The sequence below is a fragment of the Pseudomonas sp. NPDC089408 genome, assembly GCF_044749445.1.
Classification (GTDB): Bacteria; Pseudomonadota; Gammaproteobacteria; order Pseudomonadales; family Pseudomonadaceae; genus Aquipseudomonas.
This window is the reverse complement of sequence record NZ_JBIVHY010000006.1, coordinates 235,674-257,008: the sequence shown is the minus strand read 5'-3', so window position 1 is coordinate 257,008 and position 21,335 is coordinate 235,674. Positions and strand designations below refer to the sequence as shown.

16 protein-coding genes and 1 pseudogene are annotated in these 21,335 nt (G+C 63.9%); 9 read left to right on the top strand and 8 right to left on the bottom strand.

Annotated features, from left to right (window positions below):
- Positions 1-8: 8 nt before the first annotated feature.
- Positions 9-2,186, top strand: coding sequence for a malate synthase G (locus tag ACIP02_RS12755; protein ID WP_201203950.1), 2,178 nt, complete (start codon positions 9-11; stop codon positions 2,184-2,186).
- Between the two features lie 129 nt (positions 2,187-2,315).
- On the opposite strand, the pseudogene ACIP02_RS12750 reads toward ACIP02_RS12755, so the two are convergent.
- Positions 2,316-2,856: pseudogene (locus ACIP02_RS12750) on the bottom strand (response regulator).
- Positions 2,857-2,972: 116 nt separating this feature from the next.
- Between ACIP02_RS12750 and ACIP02_RS12745 the strand changes: the two are divergent.
- The 8 genes from ACIP02_RS12745 to ACIP02_RS12710 all read left to right on the top strand — a co-directional run bounded on the left by ACIP02_RS12745 (position 2,973) and on the right by ACIP02_RS12710 (position 14,366).
- Positions 2,973-4,910, top strand: a complete 1,938-nt coding sequence (locus ACIP02_RS12745) for a putative nucleotidyltransferase substrate binding domain-containing protein (protein ID WP_400616939.1) — start codon at positions 2,973-2,975, stop codon at positions 4,908-4,910.
- Entirely contained in the window at positions 4,907-5,617 is a 711-nt protein-coding gene (locus ACIP02_RS12740; protein WP_400616936.1) for a PolC-type DNA polymerase III, read from the top strand. Before ACIP02_RS12745 ends, ACIP02_RS12740 begins: the two co-directional genes overlap by 4 nt.
- A 134-nt stretch (positions 5,618-5,751) precedes the next feature.
- Entirely contained in the window at positions 5,752-6,270 is a 519-nt protein-coding gene (locus tag ACIP02_RS12735; protein ID WP_400616934.1) for an RNA polymerase sigma factor, read from the top strand.
- Positions 6,267-7,223, top strand: a complete 957-nt coding sequence (locus ACIP02_RS12730) for a FecR domain-containing protein (protein ID WP_400616932.1) — start codon at positions 6,267-6,269, stop codon at positions 7,221-7,223. The genes ACIP02_RS12735 and ACIP02_RS12730 overlap by 4 nt, the downstream gene beginning before the upstream one ends.
- A 202-nt stretch (positions 7,224-7,425) precedes the next feature.
- Positions 7,426-9,831, top strand: a complete 2,406-nt coding sequence (locus ACIP02_RS12725; RefSeq protein ID WP_400616930.1) for a TonB-dependent siderophore receptor — start codon at positions 7,426-7,428, stop codon at positions 9,829-9,831.
- A 153-nt stretch (positions 9,832-9,984) separates the two neighbouring features.
- Positions 9,985-11,097 carry a PepSY-associated TM helix domain-containing protein gene (locus tag ACIP02_RS12720; RefSeq protein ID WP_400616928.1) on the top strand — a complete coding sequence of 371 codons (1,113 nt, stop codon included), beginning with the start codon at positions 9,985-9,987 and terminating at the stop codon, positions 11,095-11,097.
- Complete coding sequence (locus ACIP02_RS12715) at positions 11,094-11,270, top strand: hypothetical protein (protein WP_400616926.1); 177 nt, start codon at positions 11,094-11,096, stop codon at positions 11,268-11,270. The genes ACIP02_RS12720 and ACIP02_RS12715 overlap by 4 nt, the downstream gene beginning before the upstream one ends.
- A gap of 69 nt (positions 11,271-11,339) precedes the next feature.
- On the top strand, positions 11,340-14,366 hold the full coding sequence (locus tag ACIP02_RS12710) for a dermonecrotic toxin domain-containing protein (RefSeq protein ID WP_400616923.1): 3,027 nt from the start codon (positions 11,340-11,342) through the stop codon (positions 14,364-14,366).
- Here the strand turns inward: ACIP02_RS12710 and ACIP02_RS12705 are convergent.
- From ACIP02_RS12705 to waaF, 7 genes are read right to left on the bottom strand one after another with little or no spacing between them, the layout of a single operon-like run.
- On the bottom strand, positions 14,327-15,769 hold the full coding sequence (locus ACIP02_RS12705) for a lipopolysaccharide kinase InaA family protein (RefSeq protein ID WP_400616921.1): 1,443 nt from the start codon (positions 15,767-15,769) through the stop codon (positions 14,327-14,329). The two genes, ACIP02_RS12710 and ACIP02_RS12705, sit on opposite strands and share 40 nt — an antisense overlap.
- On the bottom strand, positions 15,769-16,521 hold the full coding sequence (locus ACIP02_RS12700) for a lipopolysaccharide kinase InaA family protein (protein WP_400616919.1): 753 nt from the start codon (positions 16,519-16,521) through the stop codon (positions 15,769-15,771). The genes ACIP02_RS12705 and ACIP02_RS12700 overlap by 1 nt, the downstream gene beginning before the upstream one ends.
- Positions 16,518-17,252 (bottom strand): lipopolysaccharide kinase InaA family protein, encoded by a 735-nt coding sequence (locus ACIP02_RS12695; protein WP_400616917.1) that lies wholly within the window; start codon positions 17,250-17,252, stop codon positions 16,518-16,520. Before ACIP02_RS12695 ends, ACIP02_RS12700 begins: the two co-directional genes overlap by 4 nt.
- Positions 17,252-18,058, bottom strand: a complete 807-nt coding sequence (rfaP, locus tag ACIP02_RS12690; RefSeq protein WP_400616915.1) for a lipopolysaccharide core heptose(I) kinase RfaP — start codon at positions 18,056-18,058, stop codon at positions 17,252-17,254. Before rfaP ends, ACIP02_RS12695 begins: the two co-directional genes overlap by 1 nt.
- Complete coding sequence (locus tag ACIP02_RS12685) at positions 18,055-19,179, bottom strand: glycosyltransferase family 4 protein (protein WP_400616913.1); 1,125 nt, start codon at positions 19,177-19,179, stop codon at positions 18,055-18,057. The genes rfaP and ACIP02_RS12685 overlap by 4 nt, the downstream gene beginning before the upstream one ends.
- Positions 19,179-20,237, bottom strand: coding sequence for a lipopolysaccharide heptosyltransferase I (gene waaC / locus ACIP02_RS12680; protein ID WP_400616911.1), 1,059 nt, complete (start codon positions 20,235-20,237; stop codon positions 19,179-19,181). Before waaC ends, ACIP02_RS12685 begins: the two co-directional genes overlap by 1 nt.
- Complete coding sequence (waaF, locus tag ACIP02_RS12675) at positions 20,238-21,287, bottom strand: lipopolysaccharide heptosyltransferase II (protein ID WP_400616909.1); 1,050 nt, start codon at positions 21,285-21,287, stop codon at positions 20,238-20,240.
- Positions 21,288-21,335 lie beyond the last annotated feature (48 nt).

The following is a 21,335-nucleotide window of genomic DNA, read 5'->3' as shown; positions in this document are numbered from 1 at the left end:
GGCAAGCAATGACTGGATACGTTCAAGTCGGTGGCCTTCAGGTCGCCAAGGTCCTGTACGACTTCGTGAACAACGAAGCCATCCCCGGGACCGGCATCGTCGCCGAGCAGTTCTGGGCGGGTGCAGAGAAGATCATCAATGACCTCGCTCCAAAGAACAAAGCCCTGCTCGCCAAGCGCGACGAGCTGCAAGCCAAGATCGACGCCTACCACCAGGCACGCAAAGGCCAGGCCCACGACGCCGTAGCCTACAAAGCATTCCTCCAGGAAATCGGCTACCTGCTGCCACAAGCTGACGATTTCCAGGCCACCACCCAGAACGTGGACGAAGAAATCGCCCACATGGCCGGCCCACAGCTGGTTGTTCCGGTGATGAACGCCCGTTTCGCCCTGAACGCCGCCAACGCCCGCTGGGGTTCGCTGTATGACGCCCTGTATGGCACCGATGCCATCAGTGATGAAGGCGGCGCCGAAAAAGGCCAGGGTTACAACAAGCTGCGTGGCGACAAGGTCATCGCCTTCGCCCGCGCCTTCCTTGACGAAGCCGCGCCACTGGCAGCCGGCTCGCACGTCGACTCTACCGCCTACCGCATCGAAGGCGGCAAGCTGGTGGTTGCCCTGAAAGGCGGCAGCAACAGCGGCCTGCGTGACGACGCCCAGCTGATCGGCTTCCACGGCGACGCGGCGGCACCGACTGCCGTGCTGCTGAAACACAATGGCCTGCACTTCGAAATCCAGGTCGACGCCAGCACCCCGGTCGGCAGCACCGACGCCGCCGGCGTCAAAGACATCCTGATGGAATCGGCACTGACCACCATCATGGACTGCGAAGACTCGGTTGCCGCCGTCGACGCCGACGACAAGGTCATCGTCTACCGCAACTGGCTGGGCCTGATGAAAGGCGACCTGGCCGAAAGCGTGAGCAAAGGTGGCAAGACCTTCACCCGCACCATGAACCCGGACCGCGAGTACGCCGCGCCCAACGGCGGCAGCGTGACCCTGCATGGCCGTTCGCTGCTGTTCGTGCGCAACGTTGGCCACCTGATGACCAACCCAGCAGTGCTCGACGCCCAGGGCAACGAAATCCCTGAAGGCATCCAGGACGGCCTGTTCACCAACCTGATCGCCCTGCACAACCTCAACGGCAACACCAGCCGCAAGAACACCCGCAGCGGCAGCGTGTACATCGTCAAGCCGAAGATGCACGGCCCTGAAGAGGTGGCTTTTGCCGCCGAAATCTTTAGCCAGGTCGAAGACCTGCTGGGCATGCCGCGTAACACCGTCAAGGTCGGCATCATGGACGAGGAGCGCCGTACCACGGTGAACCTCAAGTCGTGCATCAAGGCCGCCGCCGAGCGCGTAGCGTTCATCAACACCGGCTTCCTCGACCGCACTGGCGATGAAATCCACACCTCGATGGAAGCCGGCGCCGTCGTGCGCAAGGGTGCCATGAAGAACGAGAAGTGGATCGGCGCCTACGAGAACAACAACGTCGACGTCGGCCTGGCCACCGGCCTGCAAGGCCGTGCGCAGATCGGCAAGGGCATGTGGGCCATGCCGGACCTGATGGCCGCCATGCTCGAGCAGAAAATCGCCCACCCGCTGGCCGGTGCCAACACCGCCTGGGTGCCGTCGCCAACGGCTGCCACCCTGCACGCCCTGCACTACCACAAGGTGGACGTTCAGGCGCGTCAGCGTGAACTGGCCTCGCGTACCCCGGCTTCGGTCGACGACATCCTGGCCATCCCGCTGGCTGCCGACACCAACTGGTCGGCCGAAGAGATCCGCAACGAGCTGGACAACAACGCCCAGGGCATCCTGGGCTATGTGGTGCGCTGGATCGATCAGGGCGTGGGTTGCTCGAAAGTGCCGGACATCAACAACGTCGGCCTGATGGAAGACCGGGCCACCCTGCGTATTTCGGCCCAGCTGCTGGCCAACTGGCTGCGCCACGGCGTGGTCAGCCAGGAGCAGGTGCTGGAAAGCCTCAAGCGCATGGCGGTGGTGGTGGACCAGCAGAACGCCGGTGATGCCTTGTACCGCCCGATGGCGCCGAACTTTGACGACAACGTCGCGTTCCAGGCGGCTGTGGAGCTGGTGGTTGAGGGTGGCAAGCAGCCAAACGGTTATACCGAGCCGGTATTGCACCGCCGTCGTCGCGAGTTCAAGGCGCGTAACGGGTTGTAAGTAACACCTGCGACCGGGGGCCGCTTTGCGGCCCGATCGCGACACAAGGCCGCTCCTACAAGGGTACGCATTCTCCTGTAGGAGCGGCCTTGTGTCGCGATCGGGCTGCAAAGCAGCCCCACTCCTGCACTACTCGATCTTCAACTCTTTCTTCACCAGCTCCAGCAGCTTGTCCAGATCCACCGGCTTGAGCAGAAAGTCCACCACCCCCAGGTGCATCACGTCCACCGCCTCTTTCACATCGGTGTCGCCCGACACCACGATGATCGACAACGCCGCCCGCTCCGACTCGCGAATCTGCCGGATCAACTCCAAGCCATCGTTGGGCTGCATGCGCAGGTCGGTAATCATCAGCGCAATGCGCGGTTCGTAATACAGCTTGAGCATCGCCTCCTGGGCCCCGTCAGCAGTCATGCTCTCGATGCCCCTGCTCTTTAGGTACAGCTTGAGCGCTTCACTGTTCACCGGGTTGTCATCGACAACCAGCACCACTGGACTGGGCGCCACAGGCGCACTCACCAAAGCCAATGCCTCGCGCTCGGCGTCGCTTAAAATGTCGCGGTGCTCAGGCATGCTCATCTCGTCAAAAAAAATTCCGCTTCAGCTGTAGGACCGCAGAACTTGCGTAACCCGTTTTGCCTTTCGTCGGGTATTTGACAGGGGCGCTCATAGACTTACGTCCAATGGGCACCACCCCGCCGCAAGCCGACCATGGAGGCAGAGAACAACATGGCCGGCACCTATATATAGATATATATAGTTCGGCATAGCGATACGGTCAGTTTCATGAGCAAAAAGGACGCCTACAGCCAGGCGGGCAGGACGGCAGTGCTGCAGAACATCCAGGGCACGCTGCAGTTCTTGCAGCGTTTTCCACCGTTCAACCAGATGGAGCACAGCCACTTGGCCTTTCTGGTCGAGCAATGCCAGCTGCGCTTCTATGCCTGCGGCGAAAGCATCGTCAAGCCTGCCGACGGCCCGGTCGAGCACTTCTATATCGTCAAGCAGGGCCGGGTGGTTGGCGAGCGCCAGCACCTGCTCAAGCCTGGGGTCGAGACCACCTTCGAAATCACCAGCGGCGAATGCTTCCCGCTGGCCGCACTGCTGGGCGAGCGGGCTACCCGTACCGAGCACCTGGCCGGGGAAGACACCTTCTGCCTGCAATTGAACAAGGCGGCCTTCATCCGCGTGTTCTCGATGTCTGAAGTGTTTCGGGATTTTGCCTTGCGCGGGGTCAGCAGCCTGCTTGACCAGGTTAACCAGCAGGTACGCCAGCGCGCGGTGGAAACCCTTGGCACCCAATACTCGCTGAACACGCCGCTGGGTGAGCTGGCCATGCGTCACCCGGTGGTGTGCAGCGCCGATACGCCGCTGCGCGAAGCCGTGCGGCTGATGCACGAGCAGCAGGTGGGTAGCATTGTGGTGATCGACCCACAGCGTTACCCCATCGGCATTTTCACACTGCGCGACCTGCGCCAGGTGGTGGCTGCCGAAGATGCCGACCTGCACGCACCGATCGAGCGGCACATGACCGCCAAGCCGTTCTACCTCAGCCCACAGGCGAGTGCCTTCGATGCCGCCATGGCCATGACCGAGCGGCATATCGCCCACGTGTGCCTGGTGGAAAACCGCCGCCTGTGCGGGGTGGTTTCCGAGCGCGACCTGTTTTCCCTGCAGCGGGTCGACCTGGTGCACCTGGCGCGCACCATTCGCCATGCGCCACGCCTGGATACCCTGGTTTCGCTGCGTGGCGAAATCAGTCAACTGGTCGAGCGCATGCTCGCCCACGGCGCGTCGTCTACACAGATTACCCAAATTATCACCCTGCTCAACGACCACACCGTGTGCCGCGTGGTCGAACTGGCCCTGGCCGAACGCGGCGACCCGGGCGTGCCGTTCAGCTGGCTGTGCTTTGGCAGCGAAGGGCGCCGCGAGCAGACTCTGCACACCGACCAGGACAACGGCATCCTTTTCGAAGCCGTGGACCAAACCGAGGCCGACGCCATCCGCGCCCGCCTGTTGCCACTGGCACAGTACATCAACCAGTGCCTGGCCCAATGCGGTTTCACCCTGTGCATGGGCAATGTCATGGCCGGCAACCCTGAGCTTTGCCTGTCGCGCAGCGAATGGGCGCGGCGCTTTGCCGGTTTTGTTCGCGAAGCCAGCCCCGAAAACCTGCTGGGTTCGAGTATCTACTTTGACCTGCGGGTAGTCTGGGGCGACGAGCAAGGTTGCGAACAGCTGCGCCAAGGGCTGCTGCAGCAGGTAGCCGACAACCGCATCTTCCAGCGCATGATGGCCGACAACGCCCTACGCCAGCGCCCACCGGTGGGCCGCCTGCGCGAGTTCGTGCTGACTCGCCAGGGCAACGACAAGGCCGCCACCCTCGACCTCAAGGTCCAGGGCCTGACCCCCTTCGTCGACGGTGCCCGTCTGTTGGCCCTGGCCAATGGTGTCGGGGCCTGCAATACCCTGGAACGCCTGCGCCAGCTGGTGGCCAAGGGCGTGATAGAGCCGCTGGACGGCGCGGCCTATGAGGAGGCCTACCACTTCATCCAGCAAACCCGCATGCAGCAGCACCAACGCCAGACCCGCGACAACCTGCCGTACTCCAACCGGCTCGACCCGGATAGCCTCAACCACCTCGACCGGCGCATCCTGCGCGAGTCGCTGCGCCAGGCCCAGCGCCTGCAAAGCAGCCTGGCCTTGCGGTACCAGCTATGAGCCTGTTCGCCTGGCTGCGGCCCAACACGCCCGCGCTGGACCACGCGACGCGCCAGCGCCTGGCACGCCAGCCAAAGCCCGCGCCACTGGGTGTATGCAGCTTGCGCGAGCAGCGCTGGGTGGTACTGGACCTGGAAACCAGCGGGCTCAACCCCAACCGCGACCAGGTATTGTCGATCGGCGCGGTCGCCATTGAGGATGGTGCCATCGACTTTGCCCAACAGTTCGAGCGCACCCTGTGCCGGCCATTGCTGAAAACCAACGCCAGCGTGCTGATTCACGGGCTGGGGCCGAGCGCACTGGCTGCCGGTTGCGACCCGGCCGACGCGTTGCTGGATTTACTTGATTTCATTGGCGAAAGCCCGGTGCTGGCGTTTCACGCCCCCTTCGACCAGCGCATGCTGGCGCGGGCGCTGAAGGAGAGCCTGGGTTACCGCTTGCAGTCGCCGTTCCTGGATGTGGCCGAGCTGGCGCCGATGCTCAACCCCGACACCGTGTTGCGTGAGGCCGGCCTGGATGACTGGGTGACGCGCTTCGGCCTGCAGGTGGAAGAGCGCCACCATGCCAGTGCCGATGCCCAGGTAACTGCCGAGCTGGCGCTGATCCTGTTCAGCCAGGCCCGGCGTCAGCAGCTGGACAGCCCGTTGCAGCTGGAGCAGCGGCTGCGCGGGTGGCGGCGGCGCAAGGTGCAGAGTCACGGGTTGTAGGGCGCTGCATGACCCAAGCCATACACCAACCATGATGGCAATCCGATAAGCGTCCATTGCACCCACCCCCCTCCCTCTGCAACAATCGCGAATAATTATCGTTAGTTAATGCACACGTTCCGGGGGGACGCTGCTTGTCTTCAGCACACAGCCCACACGCCGATCTGGTCGGTACGCTGTACCGCGACCACCGCGGCTGGCTGCTCGCCTGGCTGCAACGCAGCATGGCCTGCCGGCAACGTGCCGAAGACCTGAGCCAGGACACGTTCGTGCGCCTGCTTGGCCGCGAGCAGCTGGACACGCCCCGCGAACCCCGCGCATTCCTCGCCGCCGTGGCCAAAGGGTTGATGTTCGACCACTTTCGCCGCGCCGCGCTGGAGCAGGCCTACCTGGCGGAATTGGCACTGATCCCGGAAGCCGAACACCCCTCGCCAGAAGTGCAACACCTGATCCTCGAAGACCTCAAGGCCATCGACCGCCTGCTCGGCAAGCTGTCGAGCAAAGCCCGCGCGGCATTCCTGCACAACCGCCTGGACGGCATGGGCCACGCCGAAATCGCCGAGCGCCTGGGCGTTTCGGTATCGCGCGTGCGCCAGTACCTCGCCCAAGGCATGCGCCAGTGCTATGTGGCGCTGTACGGGGAGCCGACGTGAGCAACGCACCGGTTTCATCACAGGTACTGGAAGCCGCCATCGCCTGGAAACTCAGCCTCGACGACGCCAGCGGCACGCCCGATGAGCGCGGTGAATTCATGCGCTGGCATGCCGCCAGCGAGGAGCACGCGCGCGCCTGGCGCCAGCTCGGCGCCATGGACCAACGCGTCAGCGCAGCTGCCGGCCCGGCACGCCAGGCCCTGCTGCAATCACGGGTCAGCCTGCGTCGGCGCATCGGCAAGGTCGGTGGAGGCCTGGCCGGCATGTTCCTGCTCGGTTCGCTGCTGGCCTGGGTCGGCGCACCGTCGCTGGCGCCCAGCTACTGGCTGGCCGACCAGCGCACCGCTACCGGTGAACTGCGCACCCTGCGCCTGGAAGACGGCACCCTGCTGAGCCTGAACACCCACACCGCCGTGGACATCGACTACGCCGGCGAGCAGCGGGTGATTGTGCTGCACCAGGGCGAAATCTCGGTCGAAACCGGCCACCAAGACCCACGCCCGCTGCTGGTGCGCACCGACGATGGCCGCCTGCGGCCGTTGGGCACGCGCTTCCTGGTACGCCGTGAAGCACACGGCACGCGCCTGGAAGTGCTGCAAGCCTCGGTTGCCGCCATGCCGCACAACAGTGGCGACGAACAGGTGCTGCGCGAAGGCCAGCAGGTGCTGATGAGCGCCAACGGCCTGGGCCGGGTCGGTACCGTACCGGCCGGTGCCGATGCCTGGACCCGCGGCATGCTGGTGGTGGACGACGTGCGCCTGGGCGACCTGCTGGCCGCGCTGGGCAAGTACCGCAGCGGCTACCTCGGGGTAGACGAAAAGGTCGCCAACCTGCGCGTGACTGGCAGCTTCCCGCTGACCGACACCGACCTGGCGCTGGCGTCGCTGGTGCCGGCCTTGCCGGTGAAGATCGAGCGGCATACCCAGTGGTGGGTGAAGGTCATTCCCAAGTAGTCCTGTCCAGGCCTATTCGCGGGTAAAACCCGCTCCTACAAGGATCTCTATCCGTTGTAGGAGCGGGTTTACCCGCGAATAGGCCGGCACAGGCAAAACCCCAGCTCAAATAATTCTCAACATTTTTCAGATTCGCCCTGTCACTTTTCAAATCTCGCTCGGCAAGGATGCAGCAAGTACTTACCCGTCGAGGAACCGCCGCATGTCCCGTGCCGTTGATCGTATCCTGCGCCCCAGCCTGATGGCCCTGGCCATCGCCGTGGCCACACCGCTGATCAGCCCTGTCCTGGTCGCCGCCGAGCAGTCCGCTCCGCGCGCCTACAACCTGCCAAGCGCCCCCCTGGCCACGACCCTGAACCAGATCGCCAGCCAAGCCGGCATTGCCCTGGCCATCGACCCGGCACTGGTCAGCGGCCGCACCTCGGCGCCGGTGAACGGCCAGTACGACGGCCTCGACGCCCTGCAAGCCGCCCTGCGCGGCACGGGTTTGCAGTTGCAACAAAGCAGCGTCGGCAGCTACAGCCTGGTGGCGACGCCGGAGGGGACACTGGCGCTGCCGGAGACAGCGATCAATGCCAATTCCAACTATGAAAGCGCCTGGGGCGCCTCAAGCGGTTACGTGGCCACGCGCACTGCTGCTGGCACCAAAACCGACACACCAATCGTCGAAACACCACGTTCGATGACCGTGATAACCCGTCAACAACTGGATGATCGCCAAGTACTCAACCTGAATGATGCCCTGCGTTACACGGCGGGCGTGCAAAGCAGCGGCTACGGTTCGGACTCCCGTGCCGACTGGCTGCGGGTGCGCGGTTTCGACCCAACCCAGTTCCTTGATGGTCTGCCGCTACCCAAGGGATCGTTCGCCAACCCCAAGGTCGAGCCGTGGAACCTCGAACGCATTACCGTACTCCGCGGCCCTGCGTCGTCGGTATATGGCCAGACGCCACCGGGCGGCATGCTCGACATGGTCAGCCGCCGCCCACAGCTTGAAAGTGCACACCAGGTCGAAGCTCAGGTGGGTAGCAATGAACACAAGCAGATTAACTTCGACAGCACCGGCAAGATCGACGACGAAGGCAAGTTCCTTTACCGCGTAAGTGGCGTGGTGCGTGACAGCAATTCACCCATCGATCACATTCCAGACAAGCGATACAACATCGCACCCAGCCTGACTTGGAACATCGACGACGATACCAAGTTGACCTTCATCTCGCAGTACACCCGGGACGATACCGGTATCACCGGCCAGTTCCTGCCGCTGCAAGGCACCAAATTGGACGGCCCTACGGGCAAGATTTCCCATCACAAGAACCTGGGCGAACCGGACTGGGACTTCTATGACCGTACCTATTACGCGTTGGGCTATGCCTTCGAACAACGTCTGAACGATACTTGGCAGTTCCGTCAGAACCTGCGTTACACGAAGAGCGATTTGTCGTTCCAGGCGGTGCAGGTTGCGACGTTCAACAGCATTGATGCCGATGGCAACGTCAATCGCGAGTCGGGCATTGTCAATGAAGACATCAGCCAGTTCGCCGTCGACAACAACTTCCAGGCCGACTTCCAAACCGGTGACATCAGCCACACATTGCTGCTGGGTCTGGATCACCAGCGTTCGAATACAAACTATCAGTGGCTGTATGGTATGGGCGTGCCACCGATCAACGTCAACCGCCCGGTGTATGGCGCCGAACTGTCGAACGTTACTTACTTCGCCATGCAGGACTTCCAACAAAAAACACACCAGACGGGTGCCTATATCCAGGACCAGATGGCGCTCGATAATTGGCGCCTGACCCTGGGTGGGCGTGAAGACTGGATTCACACTGGCACGGTGTTCCACAACAGTAACGACGCAACCAATACCCAGCGCGATAAAGCCTTCAGCGGCAACGTCGGCCTGAGTTACGTATTCGACAACGGCATCACGCCGTACTTCTCGTATACCGAGTCGTTCCAGCCAGCCAGTGGAGCAAACGTCAACTCCACGCAATCGTTTGAGCCTACTGAAGGCCGTCAGTACGAAGTGGGTGTGAAGTATCAGCCCGTCGGGACAGACACACTGCTAACTGCGGCAGTGTATGACCTGAAACAGCAGAACGTCAGCGTCACCGAAGGCAGCATCACCCGTCAGGTCGGCGAATTGCAAGTTCGCGGCCTGGAACTGGAAGCGTCCACCCACTTCACCGAGAACCTTAAGGCAATCGCTTCGTACACCTATACCGACACCGAAATTCTCAAGGGTGATGACAAAGGTAATCGCATGGCGCTAATCCCGCGCAACCAGGCAACCTTGTGGGCCGACTACACCTGGAATAGCGGCCCGCTGGACGGTTTTGGCATAGGCGGCGGTGTGCGCTATGTGGGGGATACCTACGGCAATACCGCCAACACCGAGCTGGGTCATGTGGGTTCATACACGGTATACGATGCCTCAGTGCATTACGACATGGGCCGCCTGGACAACAGCATGAAAGGCCTGACCGTAGCGGTGGAAGCAAAGAACCTGTTTAACAAAGAGTATCTGTCGAACTGCGACGGTTACTGGTGCTACTACGGCGACGAACGCAATGTGGTAGCCAGTGTCAATTACAAGTTCTGAGTGAGCGGGGGCCGTTGTGGGAGCGGGCTTGCCCCGCGAACACCGGCGTAGCCGGTGCCATACACCGCGCTGCCCCCTTCGCGGGGCAAGCCCGCTCCCACACAGCCCAAGCAGAAAGCAGGGCTGCTGACAGACAAGAAAATCGGTACCGTGATGAAAAGCCCCACCATCCGCCGCTGGTCCGTGATCCACACCTGGAGCAGCCTGGTCTGCACCCTGTTCCTGCTGTTGCTGGCAGTCACCGGCCTGCCGCTGATCTTCCACCACGAACTCGAACACCTGCTCGGTGACGCGCCCGAACTGCGTGAAATGCCGGCAGGCACCCCGCACCTCGACCTGCAGCAGCTGGTGCTCAAAGCCGAGCAGCACCGCCCCGGCGAGGTCATGCAGTACTTCGGCTACGACGAAGACGAACCCAACGGCGTGGTCGCCATTACCGCGGCCACCGCCGGTACCGACCCCAACCTGTCGCACACCTTCATGCTCGACGCGCGCACCGGCGAGGCGGTGGCCATGCCGGCGGCCAACGGCGGCTTCATGATGCTGATGCTGCGCCTGCATGTGGACATGTTTGCCGGCCTGCCCGGCAAACTGCTGCTGGCGTTCATGGGCGTGCTGTTCATCGTCGCGATCGTCTCCGGCACCGTGCTCTATGCACCGTTCATGCGCCGCCTGGAGTTCGGCACCGTGCGCCACGAGAAATCACGCCGCCTGCGCTGGCTCGACCTGCACAACCTGATCGGCGTGGTGACCCTGGCCTGGGCACTCACGGTAGGCGTGACTGGCGTGATCAGCGCTCTGTCCGACCTGGTCATCGCGGCCTGGCGCAACGACAGCCTGGCCGCCATGGTTGCCCCCTACCGCGATGCCCCGCCGCTCACCGAGCGCGCACCCGCCACGCGCCTGCTGGCAATTGCCGAACAGGCTGCCCCCGGCATGCGCCCGGACTTCATCGCCTTCCCCGGCACGCGCTTCTCCAGCGAGCACCACTACGCGGTGTTCATGAACGGCGCCACGCACCTGAGCTCGCACTTGTTCACGCCAGTGCTGATCGATGCCCGTACCCTGCAGGTGACCGCCGTGGGCGAACGCCCTTGGTACATGGACGCCATGGGCCTGTCGCAACCGCTGCACTTCGGCGACTACGGCGGTCGGCCCATGCAGATTCTATGGGCGGTGCTCGATGTGCTGACCCTTGTCGTGCTAAGCAGCGGGCTCTATCTGTGGCTAGGCAAGCACGGCAAACGCAAGGAAGCCCGCGCATGAGCCACCGGTCACGATCCACCGCGCGCATCTTTGCCTGGCCTATGCTGATCGCACTGCTGGGCCTGGCGGGCCTGTGCACCGCCCTGCTCGGCGACGGCGCCTGGGACGCACTGTCGTGGCTGGGCTTGGGCCTACCCGCCTGGCTGTCGATTCGCGGCCTGCTCCGGCGCTGAGGTAGTCCACTAACACAAACCACCGCGTGTGCCAGCGCAGCATCCTTCTTCCAGCAACAGGAGAAGGCCATGGCCAACCTTACCCGCTTCACATTACTCGACGAACAACTGGATGCGTTGCTGCCGCCGGTGGGCAGCATCGAAAACCAGCTCGACCGGACCCTTGCCCAGCTGTTTCCAGGCCTGACGCTTACAGCCAGGGGGTTGAACTTTGGTAACCACAACCTGCTCGACCTGGTCGGTGCCCATCTGCTCGATGGGGGTAACTTTCGGGTCCCGGCCGGCACCCGGCCAGCGCACGCAGATGCCCCCCTGCTCAATCTCCCAGAGCGGTTCAACGAGCACATAGCAGGCTTTTGCCAAACCCTGCGCCAGGGTTACCACGCACGCCTGGCCAGCTATTGGCAGGAACGGGACGCCAGGGGCTTAAGCCGCCAGGTTCGCCTGGAGGTCTGGTACCGTGACCAACTGGCTGCCCAGGTCCGCCTGCGCCGCGCCGATCAAACCCTGTCGGCCGAGCATGGCAGGCTGCTGCACACCTGCATGGAATTACCCAGCCCGTGGCAGCGCCGACATCTGCCCCTGGCCGAGCGCCCTCAGGTCTACCGCCTGCTGTTGAGCACCGCCTCGCCCCACTGGCGACGCCACCTGCCGGGGTACATGGTGCTCACTGAAACCGGCCCCGAGGGGCGAGCGCTGGAACACCACGAAGCGGTCGGCCGGGTGCTGCTGTGTAGCCACGCCCACGGGCTTGAGCCTTTCGACAGCCTGGCACAGATGCACACCGAACTGTGCGAGCGCCTGGAGGACCCGGCGCAGGGCGAGCACCTGGTCAAATGGCTGGTCGAGCCAGCTGATCAGCTGCGTGCGCGCCAGGCCGAACGTTTGCGTTATGACTGGTACGTTGACGACGTGGTCGAGGCGCAGGTCGCAAGTATCCGCGACACCCAGGGCAAACGTCTTTCGCAGGCCTGGCATTTGGCTTGGAAAACAGGCAAGCAACGCCACATCACCCAGCTGGACGCAGCGCTGACCCGCGCGCTGGACATGCGTCAGGCGGTCAACAGCCGCGGCCTGCTGGCTACCCGCTACGGCCTGCTTCTGGAAAAACACCTGCCCAACTGGCTACGCTCGACACCCAGGCAAGGGGTAGCGCACATCATGCAAGCCCTGCAGGAGCAGGTGGCCGCCGTCCAGGCCGCCAGCGCACCAGGCATTCTCACCCTGGAACAATTCAACCAACGGCATTCCTTGCAAGCATGGGTGAGGGAGAGACTGCGCGAATTCCTGCAGCGCGACCCTGGCCTGGATACCGACCCAGCAGACATTCGCATCAGTGTCACCCTGGCTCGGCAGACCGGCCCTATCGTCAACCCGCTTCCCACCGGCGGCACGGCCAGCTACATCCCGATTGTCAGCCGACCCCAGGTGGGTGACAGCATCGAGCTGGTACGGCATACCTATCGGCTCGAAGACCTGGCGCTGCTCAACATCGCCTGGTTCGACGTCGATTACTGGCTGACCGCCCGCGTTCACCTTAGCGACAACAGCCCGCTGCCAGCACTCACGCCCCTTCGGGTCAAGGAAATCGTGCGCAGGCTGAACGCCGGCAGTGGCTACCAGGCTTATTTGCGCACGCAACTACTGGAATCGCCGGAGGGCCGCTGGCGCCAGGCAGCGCATGCCCAACTCAACCGCACGCGCATGAACGCCGAAGCGGTGAAGGCGCGCTATGCTGGCCATTTTCTGGCAAAGCCGCACGAGCAAGGCTACAGCTGGGCCAGCACGGTCATCCATGGCCCTGACAGCCAGTCGCGTACGCCCCACAACGGGCAGCCGGTCATCGTCAAGCAGATACTGGTACAGTCCCACACCGTGGAAGGCGTACTGCTGCTCGTTTCTCCCGCGCATTCCAGGCGCATCGTCGCCTACTGCCCGGATGCACCCGATCGCCGCTACTGGCGGGAGTACGAAAATGCCAGGGCGCTGATCCGCGCGGTGCGCAGCGATGAACGCCTACGCGCCTACATCATCCAGCGCTTGCCGCTGTTAGCCGAAGCATCGCTGACAGCTCTGCTGCTCAAGGGCCGCCTGGGTAGCCATATCAAGCTGCAGACAATCGAGGGCAACCTGTATGAAGCGGTATATCGTGCCGAAGTTCACAGCCTCATGGCCCACACAGACAAGGTGACACGCGACAACCATGAGCTACTCGGAGAGTTTTCGGTCAATGTGCTGCGGCTGCTGCTGGACATGGTGACCCTGGTGCTACCGCTGCCAGGGCAGATTGCCTTGGCGTTCGGCCGCATGGGCATTTCGCTGTGGGACGGGTTTGAAGCCTTTGATGAGGATGATCACGCGTCGGCACTGCACCACGCCATTGCCGCGTTGGGCCACGCCACCTCCGGTCTGAACGAGATGGCCGGGTCCGGCCTGATGCGCAGGGTCATGCGCGGGCTGCCGAAGCCACCACCGGTTCCTTTGCCGGCACACTATGAGGCTGCGCCAGACGTCGCCAGGCTGCGCTACCGCATCGACGCCGCCCACGGCGAGGCGGTTTATGAACGCTCATCAGTCAGCCCAGGGCTGTCGCGCTACTTCGTGCGCGACAATCAAAACCGCTTTTACGATGTCAGTTTCGACGGCACACGCTGGCGCGCCACTGATCCAGACCAGCCTTATGCCTATCTGAAACTGCCGGTGAAGCGCCGAGACGACGGTAGCTGGGTGGTGGACTCACCGGTGTTGTGGTACGACGGGTTACCCGATGTGCGGCACCTGCTGGATGCATGTCGACCGGTCTCCCCACTGGCTGGCGATGCCGTCGCAGACGAAGCCGACCTGTTCCAGGACAACGCCACCCTGTACCTGCAATTGCAGGCTCAGCAACTGCCTGTGCGGCGCCACCTGCTGGCCAGCCATTACCACTTGATCATTCCAGACGCCATCGCCGGCGCTGCGGCGGCCTGGGCCGTGCTGCGCCGACAAGACGGTGAATGGCGCATCCGCCTGCGCCAGACCGGCCGCGGCAGCGACTGGCTGGCGTTGCCGGCGGATTACTCGCCCAGCCTGGGCAGCAGCCTGTCCAGGCGCTGATACAAAGCACTGCCACTTGGCCAGTTGCGCAACAGGCGCGCGCGGTCCCGGGCGTAGGCCGGGGCAAAGCTCAGCTGGGTGGCGTGCTGGCACATGGCGTCGAGGTCGATCAGCGACCACCGGCCGTTGTCCCAGAACAGGTTGTGGCCCTTGAAGTCCCCATGGCTGATACGCTCGCGAATCAGCTGTTGCATGACATGCACCAAGGCATCGACCTGTTCTTCGGGGGCATCGCCGTTCTCCACGAAGGGCGCGAAGCATGCGGTCAGGTCCGGGCCATCGACATACTCGGTGACCAGGTAGGCGCGGCTGCGCAGGCCCATCACCCGCTGCTCCAGCACCGCCAGCGGGCGTGGAGTCGCGATGTCGAGAAATTCCAGGCGGTGCCCTTCAATCCACGAATGCCAGGCCCGGCTCGGGCGCCAGAAGCGCTTGAACCAGTGAGCGGTGTTCTTGATGTTGTAGCGTTTGAGTACCAGCTTGCGGCCGTTGACCTCGATACGCGCCACGCTGGCGGCACCACCGGTCTTGTATAAATGTCCCTTGTCGATCAGTGCATCCGCCTGTTCCAGCACAGGCAGCATGGCGTCCACCTCTTTGCGACGGATCGCCCGCAAGCCGGACAGGCTACGCTCGACACTGAACAGGCTGCATTCGCGGCCGGCCTTCTCCAGGTAGTCCTTCTGCCGCCAGCTGCGCACCTTGTCGACCTGCTTCTGCAGGGCTTCCAGCGGTAGCGCGTGCTCGGCATTGGCCAACAGGTAATGCACCAGCAATTCTTCGATGAACGGCTCCAGGCGCTTGGGCAACTGGGCGAAGAATACGCCTAGGTTTTCCAGGACGCGCTGCCGCGACAGCTGCTGGCCCGGGGTTTCGGCCTTGATGCCGGCGCCGTCGATCAGGTACAGCTTGCCGCCATGGCGCAGCAGGTTGTCCAGGTGCAGGTCTTCCTGCCACAGGCCCTGGGCATGCATGTGCGCCACTGCAGTCAGTGCCTCGCCCAGTACCAGGTGCTGCTCGTCGGCCAGCACCGGCAGGTTTTCCACCGCGGCCCAGGCATCGGCCAGGCTTTCGGCGCCGTCGAGGAACTCGAACAGCAGCCAGCCGCCCTCGCCTTCCTTGAGGCCGTCGGCCAGCAGCTTGGGCGTGGTCAGGCCCTGCTCGGCCAACAGCTTCACGCCCTGCAGTTCACGCTGGAAATGCCGGGCAGCGTTACCACCGACCAGCAGTTTGGCCAGCACCGGGGTACCGCGCCAAACGCCGGCGCCAACATAGCGCTGGCCCGGCAACACACGCAGCAGGCTGAGCAGTTGCAGGTCGGCGCTGCCAGCGGCATCGGCCAAGGTAATGCTCAGCGGCAACGACGGGCTGCGCCCGGCATTCTTCAGTTCAGACAAACGCATCAGCGGGCCTCTTTTTCACGACGGCGTTGCGTCAGGCGTTGCAGCCAGGTATTGACCAGCGAGCCATCGGCTGGCTGCGCCAGGTATGTGGCCAGCAGGGTACGCACATCCTGCTCGCTCCAGGCCTGGGCGCGGCGCAGCAGCGGCTCCAGGTCCTTGAGCCGGTCACGCATGCCGAACAGCAGCGGCCGGGTCTTTTCCAGGTCGATCAATTGCGCATCCCACCCTTCGCGGCGCTGGCGCAGGAAGATGTGCTTGGGGTAGAAGCAGCCATGCACCTGGCCGGCGCTGTGCAGGGTGCGCGCCAGCCGGCCACAGCCCTGCAGGATGCCTGTGCGTTCGGCGTCACCCAGCTGCGACCACTGCGCCAGCAGGCTGTCGAGGTCGGCCCACTCGTCCAGAGCGCGAGTCATCAGGATGGCCCGGTGTTTGCCGCCCTGCTTGCGCTCACCATAGAACACCGCCTGCAAGGCCGGAATGTGCAGCTTCTGGTAACGGCTGATATTGCGGAATTCGCGGGCGAAGGTCGGCTCGCCGAACGGCCGGTGCAGGGTGCGGGTCAGGTAGTCGCTCTGGCGCTTGAGGTAGTAGCCCTTGCCTTCGAGTTCCAGGCGGAACACGCTACTCCAGCCGCCCCGGCCGGTGTTGGGCTCGTCCACGGCGTCCAGTTGCAGCGCCCACAGCGCCTCGAAGTCGTCCAGGCCATGGCGTTTGAGCAGCGCGAGGTCTGCGCTGGCCAGGTAATCGGTCATTCCCTTCCCTCGAAAAAGCCCAGTACCTGGCGAATGCGCTTCTTGTCGCGCACATTCAGCCGGTCGCGGCCACGGTATTGCAGGTAGAAGCGCAGGCGCTGGGTGGCCGACAGGTGGTATTTGGCCACTTTGTCCAGGCACGCCAGGTCCTTGATCATCCGGTGCCGCCACATGAAGCCGCGCCAGAAGTCGCCGGTGGGGCAGTCGATGAAGAATAGCGTGCCCTGGTCATCGACCAGCAGGTTGCGCCATTTCAGGTCGTTATGGGCAAAGCGGTGTTCGTGCATCACCCGGGTATGGTGAGCCAGCTGCCGGCTGATATGGTCGACCCAGGCGCGGTCGCCCAAGCGCGCATCGTTACGCTCGGCCAGTGCCGACAAGTCTTCGGTGTTGGGCAACTCGCGGGTGATCATCGCCCCGCGGCCAAAAGCCAGGCCATTGCGCTCCAGGCCCCAGGCCACCACTTCGGCGGTGGGAATGCCCCACTTGGCGAACTGCTTGAGGTTCTGCCATTCGGCCTTGATGCGTGGCCGGCCCAGGTAGCGGCGCATGTGCTTGCCGGCGCCGGTATAGCGTTTGACGTAGTAGTTGACCCCGTCACGCTCGATGCGCACCACCTCGCTCAGCGGGTCGCGGGTCAGGCGTTCGCCTTGAACGGCAAAGACTGCATCGAGGCTGCCGAAGTCCGCCGCCAGGTGTTCATAACCCAGCGCCAGTGTCCAACTCGCCATCAGAGTGCATCCCCATAGCGTTGCTTGCGGTCGTAGAGTTTCTGCGCCTTGCGCTCCAGCCAGGCGAGCAGCGCGGCTTCGTCCTTGAGGATTTGCCGCAGCGGGCGCTGGAAGTAACCGCGCAGGAAACGCAGCTTGTCGCGCTGGGTCAGGCCGATGTCCAGCGCCGAGAAGTACAGCGCGGCCAGGTCCTTGTCGCGCCAGCGACGGCTGATTGTCGCCCGGGTTTGCGCGCGGTGCAGGTCGATCACCGACAGCTTGAAGTCATCCGCCGTCACAGGGCGGTCGGTGTGCAGCAGGAAGTGGCAGATGTAGCAGTCGCGGTGGTTGACCCCGGCGCGGTGCATGCCGCCGGTCATCTTCGCCACTTCGGCGATCAGCGCACGCTTCAGGCGCGGCTCGGGCGGCTGTTTGACCCAGTCGATGCTGAAGTCTTCCAGGCTGATGGTCGGCGCCAGTTCCTCGGTAATGATGAACGAGTGCTGCGTGGCCGGGTTGCTGCCGCGCTCGCCGTAGGCGACTGCGGTCATGGTCGGCACGCCCACATCGTGCAGGCGCTGGATGGCCTGCCATTCCTGGCCGGCGCCGAGCACCGGCAGCTTGGCGGTGAACAGGTTCTTGAAGATCTCGCCCCAGCCGATGCCGCGGTGGATCTTGACGAAAAAGCCCTCGCCAGCCACCTCGGTGCGCAGCGTGCGGCGCCCTTCCAGCTCGCGATAGACCTCGCCTTGCAGCGCCTCTACGGCGTCGAAGGCGTCACGCCCGGCCCACAGGCGTTTGAAGGGTTCGCCCAGTATCAGCTTCATGCGGTTTTCTGCCCCAGGATCACGTCGGCAGCATGCTGCGGCATGCTGTACAGATCAGCGGTTTCAGCAAATGCCAGGCCGTTGCGCGACCAGCTGGCGCGGGCCTGCGGGTCTTCGAGCATGCGCTGGAGGTAGCCGTTGAGCTGCTCCTGCTCGAACGGCTCGTCCAGCACCAGGCCACTGTCGGCCTCGGCAATGTAATGCGCGTAGCCGCACACCCTGGACACCAGCACCGGCAAGCCGGCCACCAGCGCTTCGAGCAGCACCGTACCGGTGTTCTCGTTATAGGCCGGGTGAATCAACAGGTCGGGGCCCAGCAGGAAGCGCGGGATATCGCTGCGCCCCTTGAGGAACTGCACCTGATCGCCCAGGCCCAGGGCGGCGCTTTGCAGCTGGAACACCTTGGGGTCGTCCTGGCCGATCACCATCAGTCTGGTGCGCTTGCGCAGGGCCGAAGGCAGCGCGGCCAAGGCCTTGAGGCTGCGGTCCACACCCTTGGTCTTGAAGCCCGAGCCAATCTGCACCAGCAGCAGGTCGTCATCGCCCAGGTTGAATTCCTTGCGGAACTCGGCGCGGATTTCGGCGGCGTTGGCCGGCGCGCGGCGGTCCTGGGAAATACCCGGTGGCAGCAGGTGGAAGCGCTCTGGCGGGGTGCCGTAATGCTTGATGAACAGCGGCTGCTGCACTTCGGAAATCATCAGCACTTCGGTATGTGCGTCCTTGGCGAACACCGCACGCTCGTACTCGGCAAAGTGCCGGTAGCGGCCCCAGCGGCGGTAAAGGCCACCACGCAGGGTTTGCGCCTTGTCTTCGAAGCAGCCGTCGGCGGCGTAGTACACGTCCAGCCCCGGCATCTTGTTGAAGCCGATCAGGCGGTCGACCGGGCGCTTGGCCAGGTCGGCGGCCATCCAGGCACTGAGCTTCTCGTTGCGACGGTGGTTGAAGATCGCCTTCACCGGCGCCACCAGCACTTCGAAGCCCGGCGGAATATCACCCTCCCAGATCAGCGTGTAGACACGGATCTGGTGGCCCCGCTTCTGGCATTCCAGGGCAATGCGCATGAAGTCGCGCTGCAGCCCGCCAAAAGGGAAATATTTGTAAAGTACGAAAGCCAGTTGCATCAACGGACATCCTCAGCCAGCAGCAACGCGCTCAAGCGGCTCGCCACATGCTCGGGATTCAGGCGAGTGAAGCACAGCGGCCACTCGCGTTTCAGATCAAACCGGGCCAGGTCATCGGCGCTCGGTTTATAGGTGCACTTTTTCTGCAGGCAGGGAGCGCAAGGCCAGTCACTGGCCTGGTGAATCTGGGTCCGTCCGTAGGCGCCAGTCAGGCCCGGGTTTGTCGGGCCAAACAGCGAAATGGTCGGCACATCGAGTGCCGCCGCCAGGTGGCCAAGGCCGGTATCGACCGCCACGCAGGCTTTTGCCGCCGCCAGCACACGTGCGACGCCGACAAGGTTCAATTTGGGGAGCACCTGGCAGTTGTTCAAGCCCTGGGCAATGCGCTCGGCCCGTGCCTTCTCGGCCGGGTTGCCCCACGGCAGGCGCACTTCCAGCTTGCGCCGGCCCATGCGCTCGGCCAGCTCACGCCAGTAGGCCTCAGGCCAGTGCTTGGTGGCCCAGGTGGTGCCATGCAGGAACACCACATAAGGCGCAGCCGGCGGCAGTTGCAGGCGGTCGAGGTCCAGGCCGTAGTTGCCGATGCCTTCCGGCAGGTCATAAGCCAGAGCCATGGCGAACAGCTGGCGCACCCGCTCTACCGCGTGTTGCCCGGTGGCCACCGACAGCGGCCGGTCATAGAAACGGCTGGCCCAGCCTTCGCGGGCCGAGTAGCGGTCCAGGCCAGCGACCGGGGCCTTCACGTAGCGGGTCAGCCAAGCCGACTTGACCAGGCCCTGGGCGTCGATCACCAAGTCGTACTTGCGCTCGCGCACACGCTTCTTGAACGCCCGCCACTCGCCGCTCTTGAGGGTTTGCCAGAGGTTCTTGCGCCAGCGGCGGATAGCCACCGGGATAACCTGGTCGACCGCCGGGTGCCAGCTGGGGATTTCGGCAAAGCCTTCTTCCACCACCCAGTCGAAACGGATGCCCGGGATGGCATGGGCGGCATCGGTAAGCGCCGGCAGGGTGTGAATCACATCCCCCAGCGACGAAGTCTTGATGATCAGTACCCGCACTTAGTCGACCTCGGCCACGGTATCGATCAGGTCCGGCCCGCTCAGGCTGTGCAGGGCGGCGATGACTTTGCCCGGTTCCAGCAGGCGCAGGCAGTTGTAGTGGCCGAAGCGGCAGGTACGGTCAAAGCATGGGCTGCACTCGATACCGGTGCGCACCACCTCCACCTGCTCGGCCAGCGGCGGGGTGAAGCCAGGCGAGGTCGAGCCGTACACCGCCACCAGCGGCCGGTTCAGCGCGGCCGCCACGTGCATCAACCCGGAGTCGTTGGACACCACGGCATTCGCGCAGGACATCAGGTCGATGGCCTCGGCCAGCGAGGTTTCGCCGGCCAGGTTGGACGATTCTTCACGGAACCCCGGAATCAGCCGGTCGCGGATCTGCTCGCCGACCGGGTGGTCGTTCTTCGAGCCGAACAGCCACACCTGCCAGCCCTGGCGGATCATTGCATCGGCCACGGCAGCATAGTGCTCGGCCGGCCAGCGCTTGGCTTCGCCGAACTCGGCACCGGGGCACAGCGCCAGCACCGGGCGGTCCAGTTCCAGGCCGAACTTGGCCAGGGCGGCTTCGCGGCTTGGTGCTTCGATCTGCAGGCTGGGGCGCGGGTACGGCTGCGGCAACTCGGCACCGGGCGCGTAGGCCAGCGCCATGAAGCGCTCGATCATCAGCGGGTAGCGGGCCTTGTCCAGCTTGCGCACGTCGTTGAGCAGGCCAAAGCGCATTTCGCCGCGCCAGCCGGTACGTTTGGGGATGCCGGCGAAGAACGGCACCAGGGCCGACTTCAGCGAGTTGGGCAGCAGGATGGCCTGGTCGTACTGGCCAGCCAGGGACTTGCCGATGCGGCGCCGCGTAGCCAGTTCCAATGCACCGTGGCCGAGCGGGAAGCTCAAGGCCTGGCGCACTTCAGGCATGCGTTCGAGGATCGGCCGGCTCCACTCGGGGGCCAGCACGTCGATCACGCAGTCGGGGTGCTGCTGTTTCAGGCACTGGAACAAGGTCTGCGCCATCACCATGTCGCCGACCCAGCTGGGGCCAATGATCAGTATTCTCATGCTTAGTCCAGAAACGCTCGGGGAGGCTACAGGCTGCGGTACAGCCTG

Excerpts from the sequence above, each read along its gene's own strand:
- ACIP02_RS12755 (WP_201203950.1), top strand. The coding sequence starts at position 9 with ATGACTGGATACGTTCAAGTCGGTGGCCTTCAGGTCGCCAAGGTCCTG.
- ACIP02_RS12745 (WP_400616939.1), top strand. The coding sequence starts at position 2,973 with ATGAGCAAAAAGGACGCCTACAGCCAGGCGGGCAGGACGGCAGTGCTG.
- ACIP02_RS12740 (WP_400616936.1), top strand. The coding sequence starts at position 4,907 with ATGAGCCTGTTCGCCTGGCTGCGGCCCAACACGCCCGCGCTGGACCAC.
- ACIP02_RS12725 (WP_400616930.1), top strand. The coding sequence starts at position 7,426 with ATGTCCCGTGCCGTTGATCGTATCCTGCGCCCCAGCCTGATGGCCCTG.
- ACIP02_RS12720 (WP_400616928.1), top strand. The coding sequence starts at position 9,985 with ATGAAAAGCCCCACCATCCGCCGCTGGTCCGTGATCCACACCTGGAGC.
- ACIP02_RS12715 (WP_400616926.1), top strand. The coding sequence starts at position 11,094 with ATGAGCCACCGGTCACGATCCACCGCGCGCATCTTTGCCTGGCCTATG.
- ACIP02_RS12710 (WP_400616923.1), top strand. The coding sequence starts at position 11,340 with ATGGCCAACCTTACCCGCTTCACATTACTCGACGAACAACTGGATGCG.
- ACIP02_RS12705 (WP_400616921.1), bottom strand. The coding sequence starts at position 15,769 with ATGCGTTTGTCTGAACTGAAGAATGCCGGGCGCAGCCCGTCGTTGCCG.
- ACIP02_RS12700 (WP_400616919.1), bottom strand. The coding sequence starts at position 16,521 with ATGACCGATTACCTGGCCAGCGCAGACCTCGCGCTGCTCAAACGCCAT.
- ACIP02_RS12695 (WP_400616917.1), bottom strand. The coding sequence starts at position 17,252 with ATGGCGAGTTGGACACTGGCGCTGGGTTATGAACACCTGGCGGCGGAC.
- rfaP (WP_400616915.1), bottom strand. The coding sequence starts at position 18,058 with ATGAAGCTGATACTGGGCGAACCCTTCAAACGCCTGTGGGCCGGGCGT.
- ACIP02_RS12685 (WP_400616913.1), bottom strand. The coding sequence starts at position 19,179 with ATGCAACTGGCTTTCGTACTTTACAAATATTTCCCTTTTGGCGGGCTG.
- waaF (WP_400616909.1), bottom strand. The coding sequence starts at position 21,287 with ATGAGAATACTGATCATTGGCCCCAGCTGGGTCGGCGACATGGTGATG.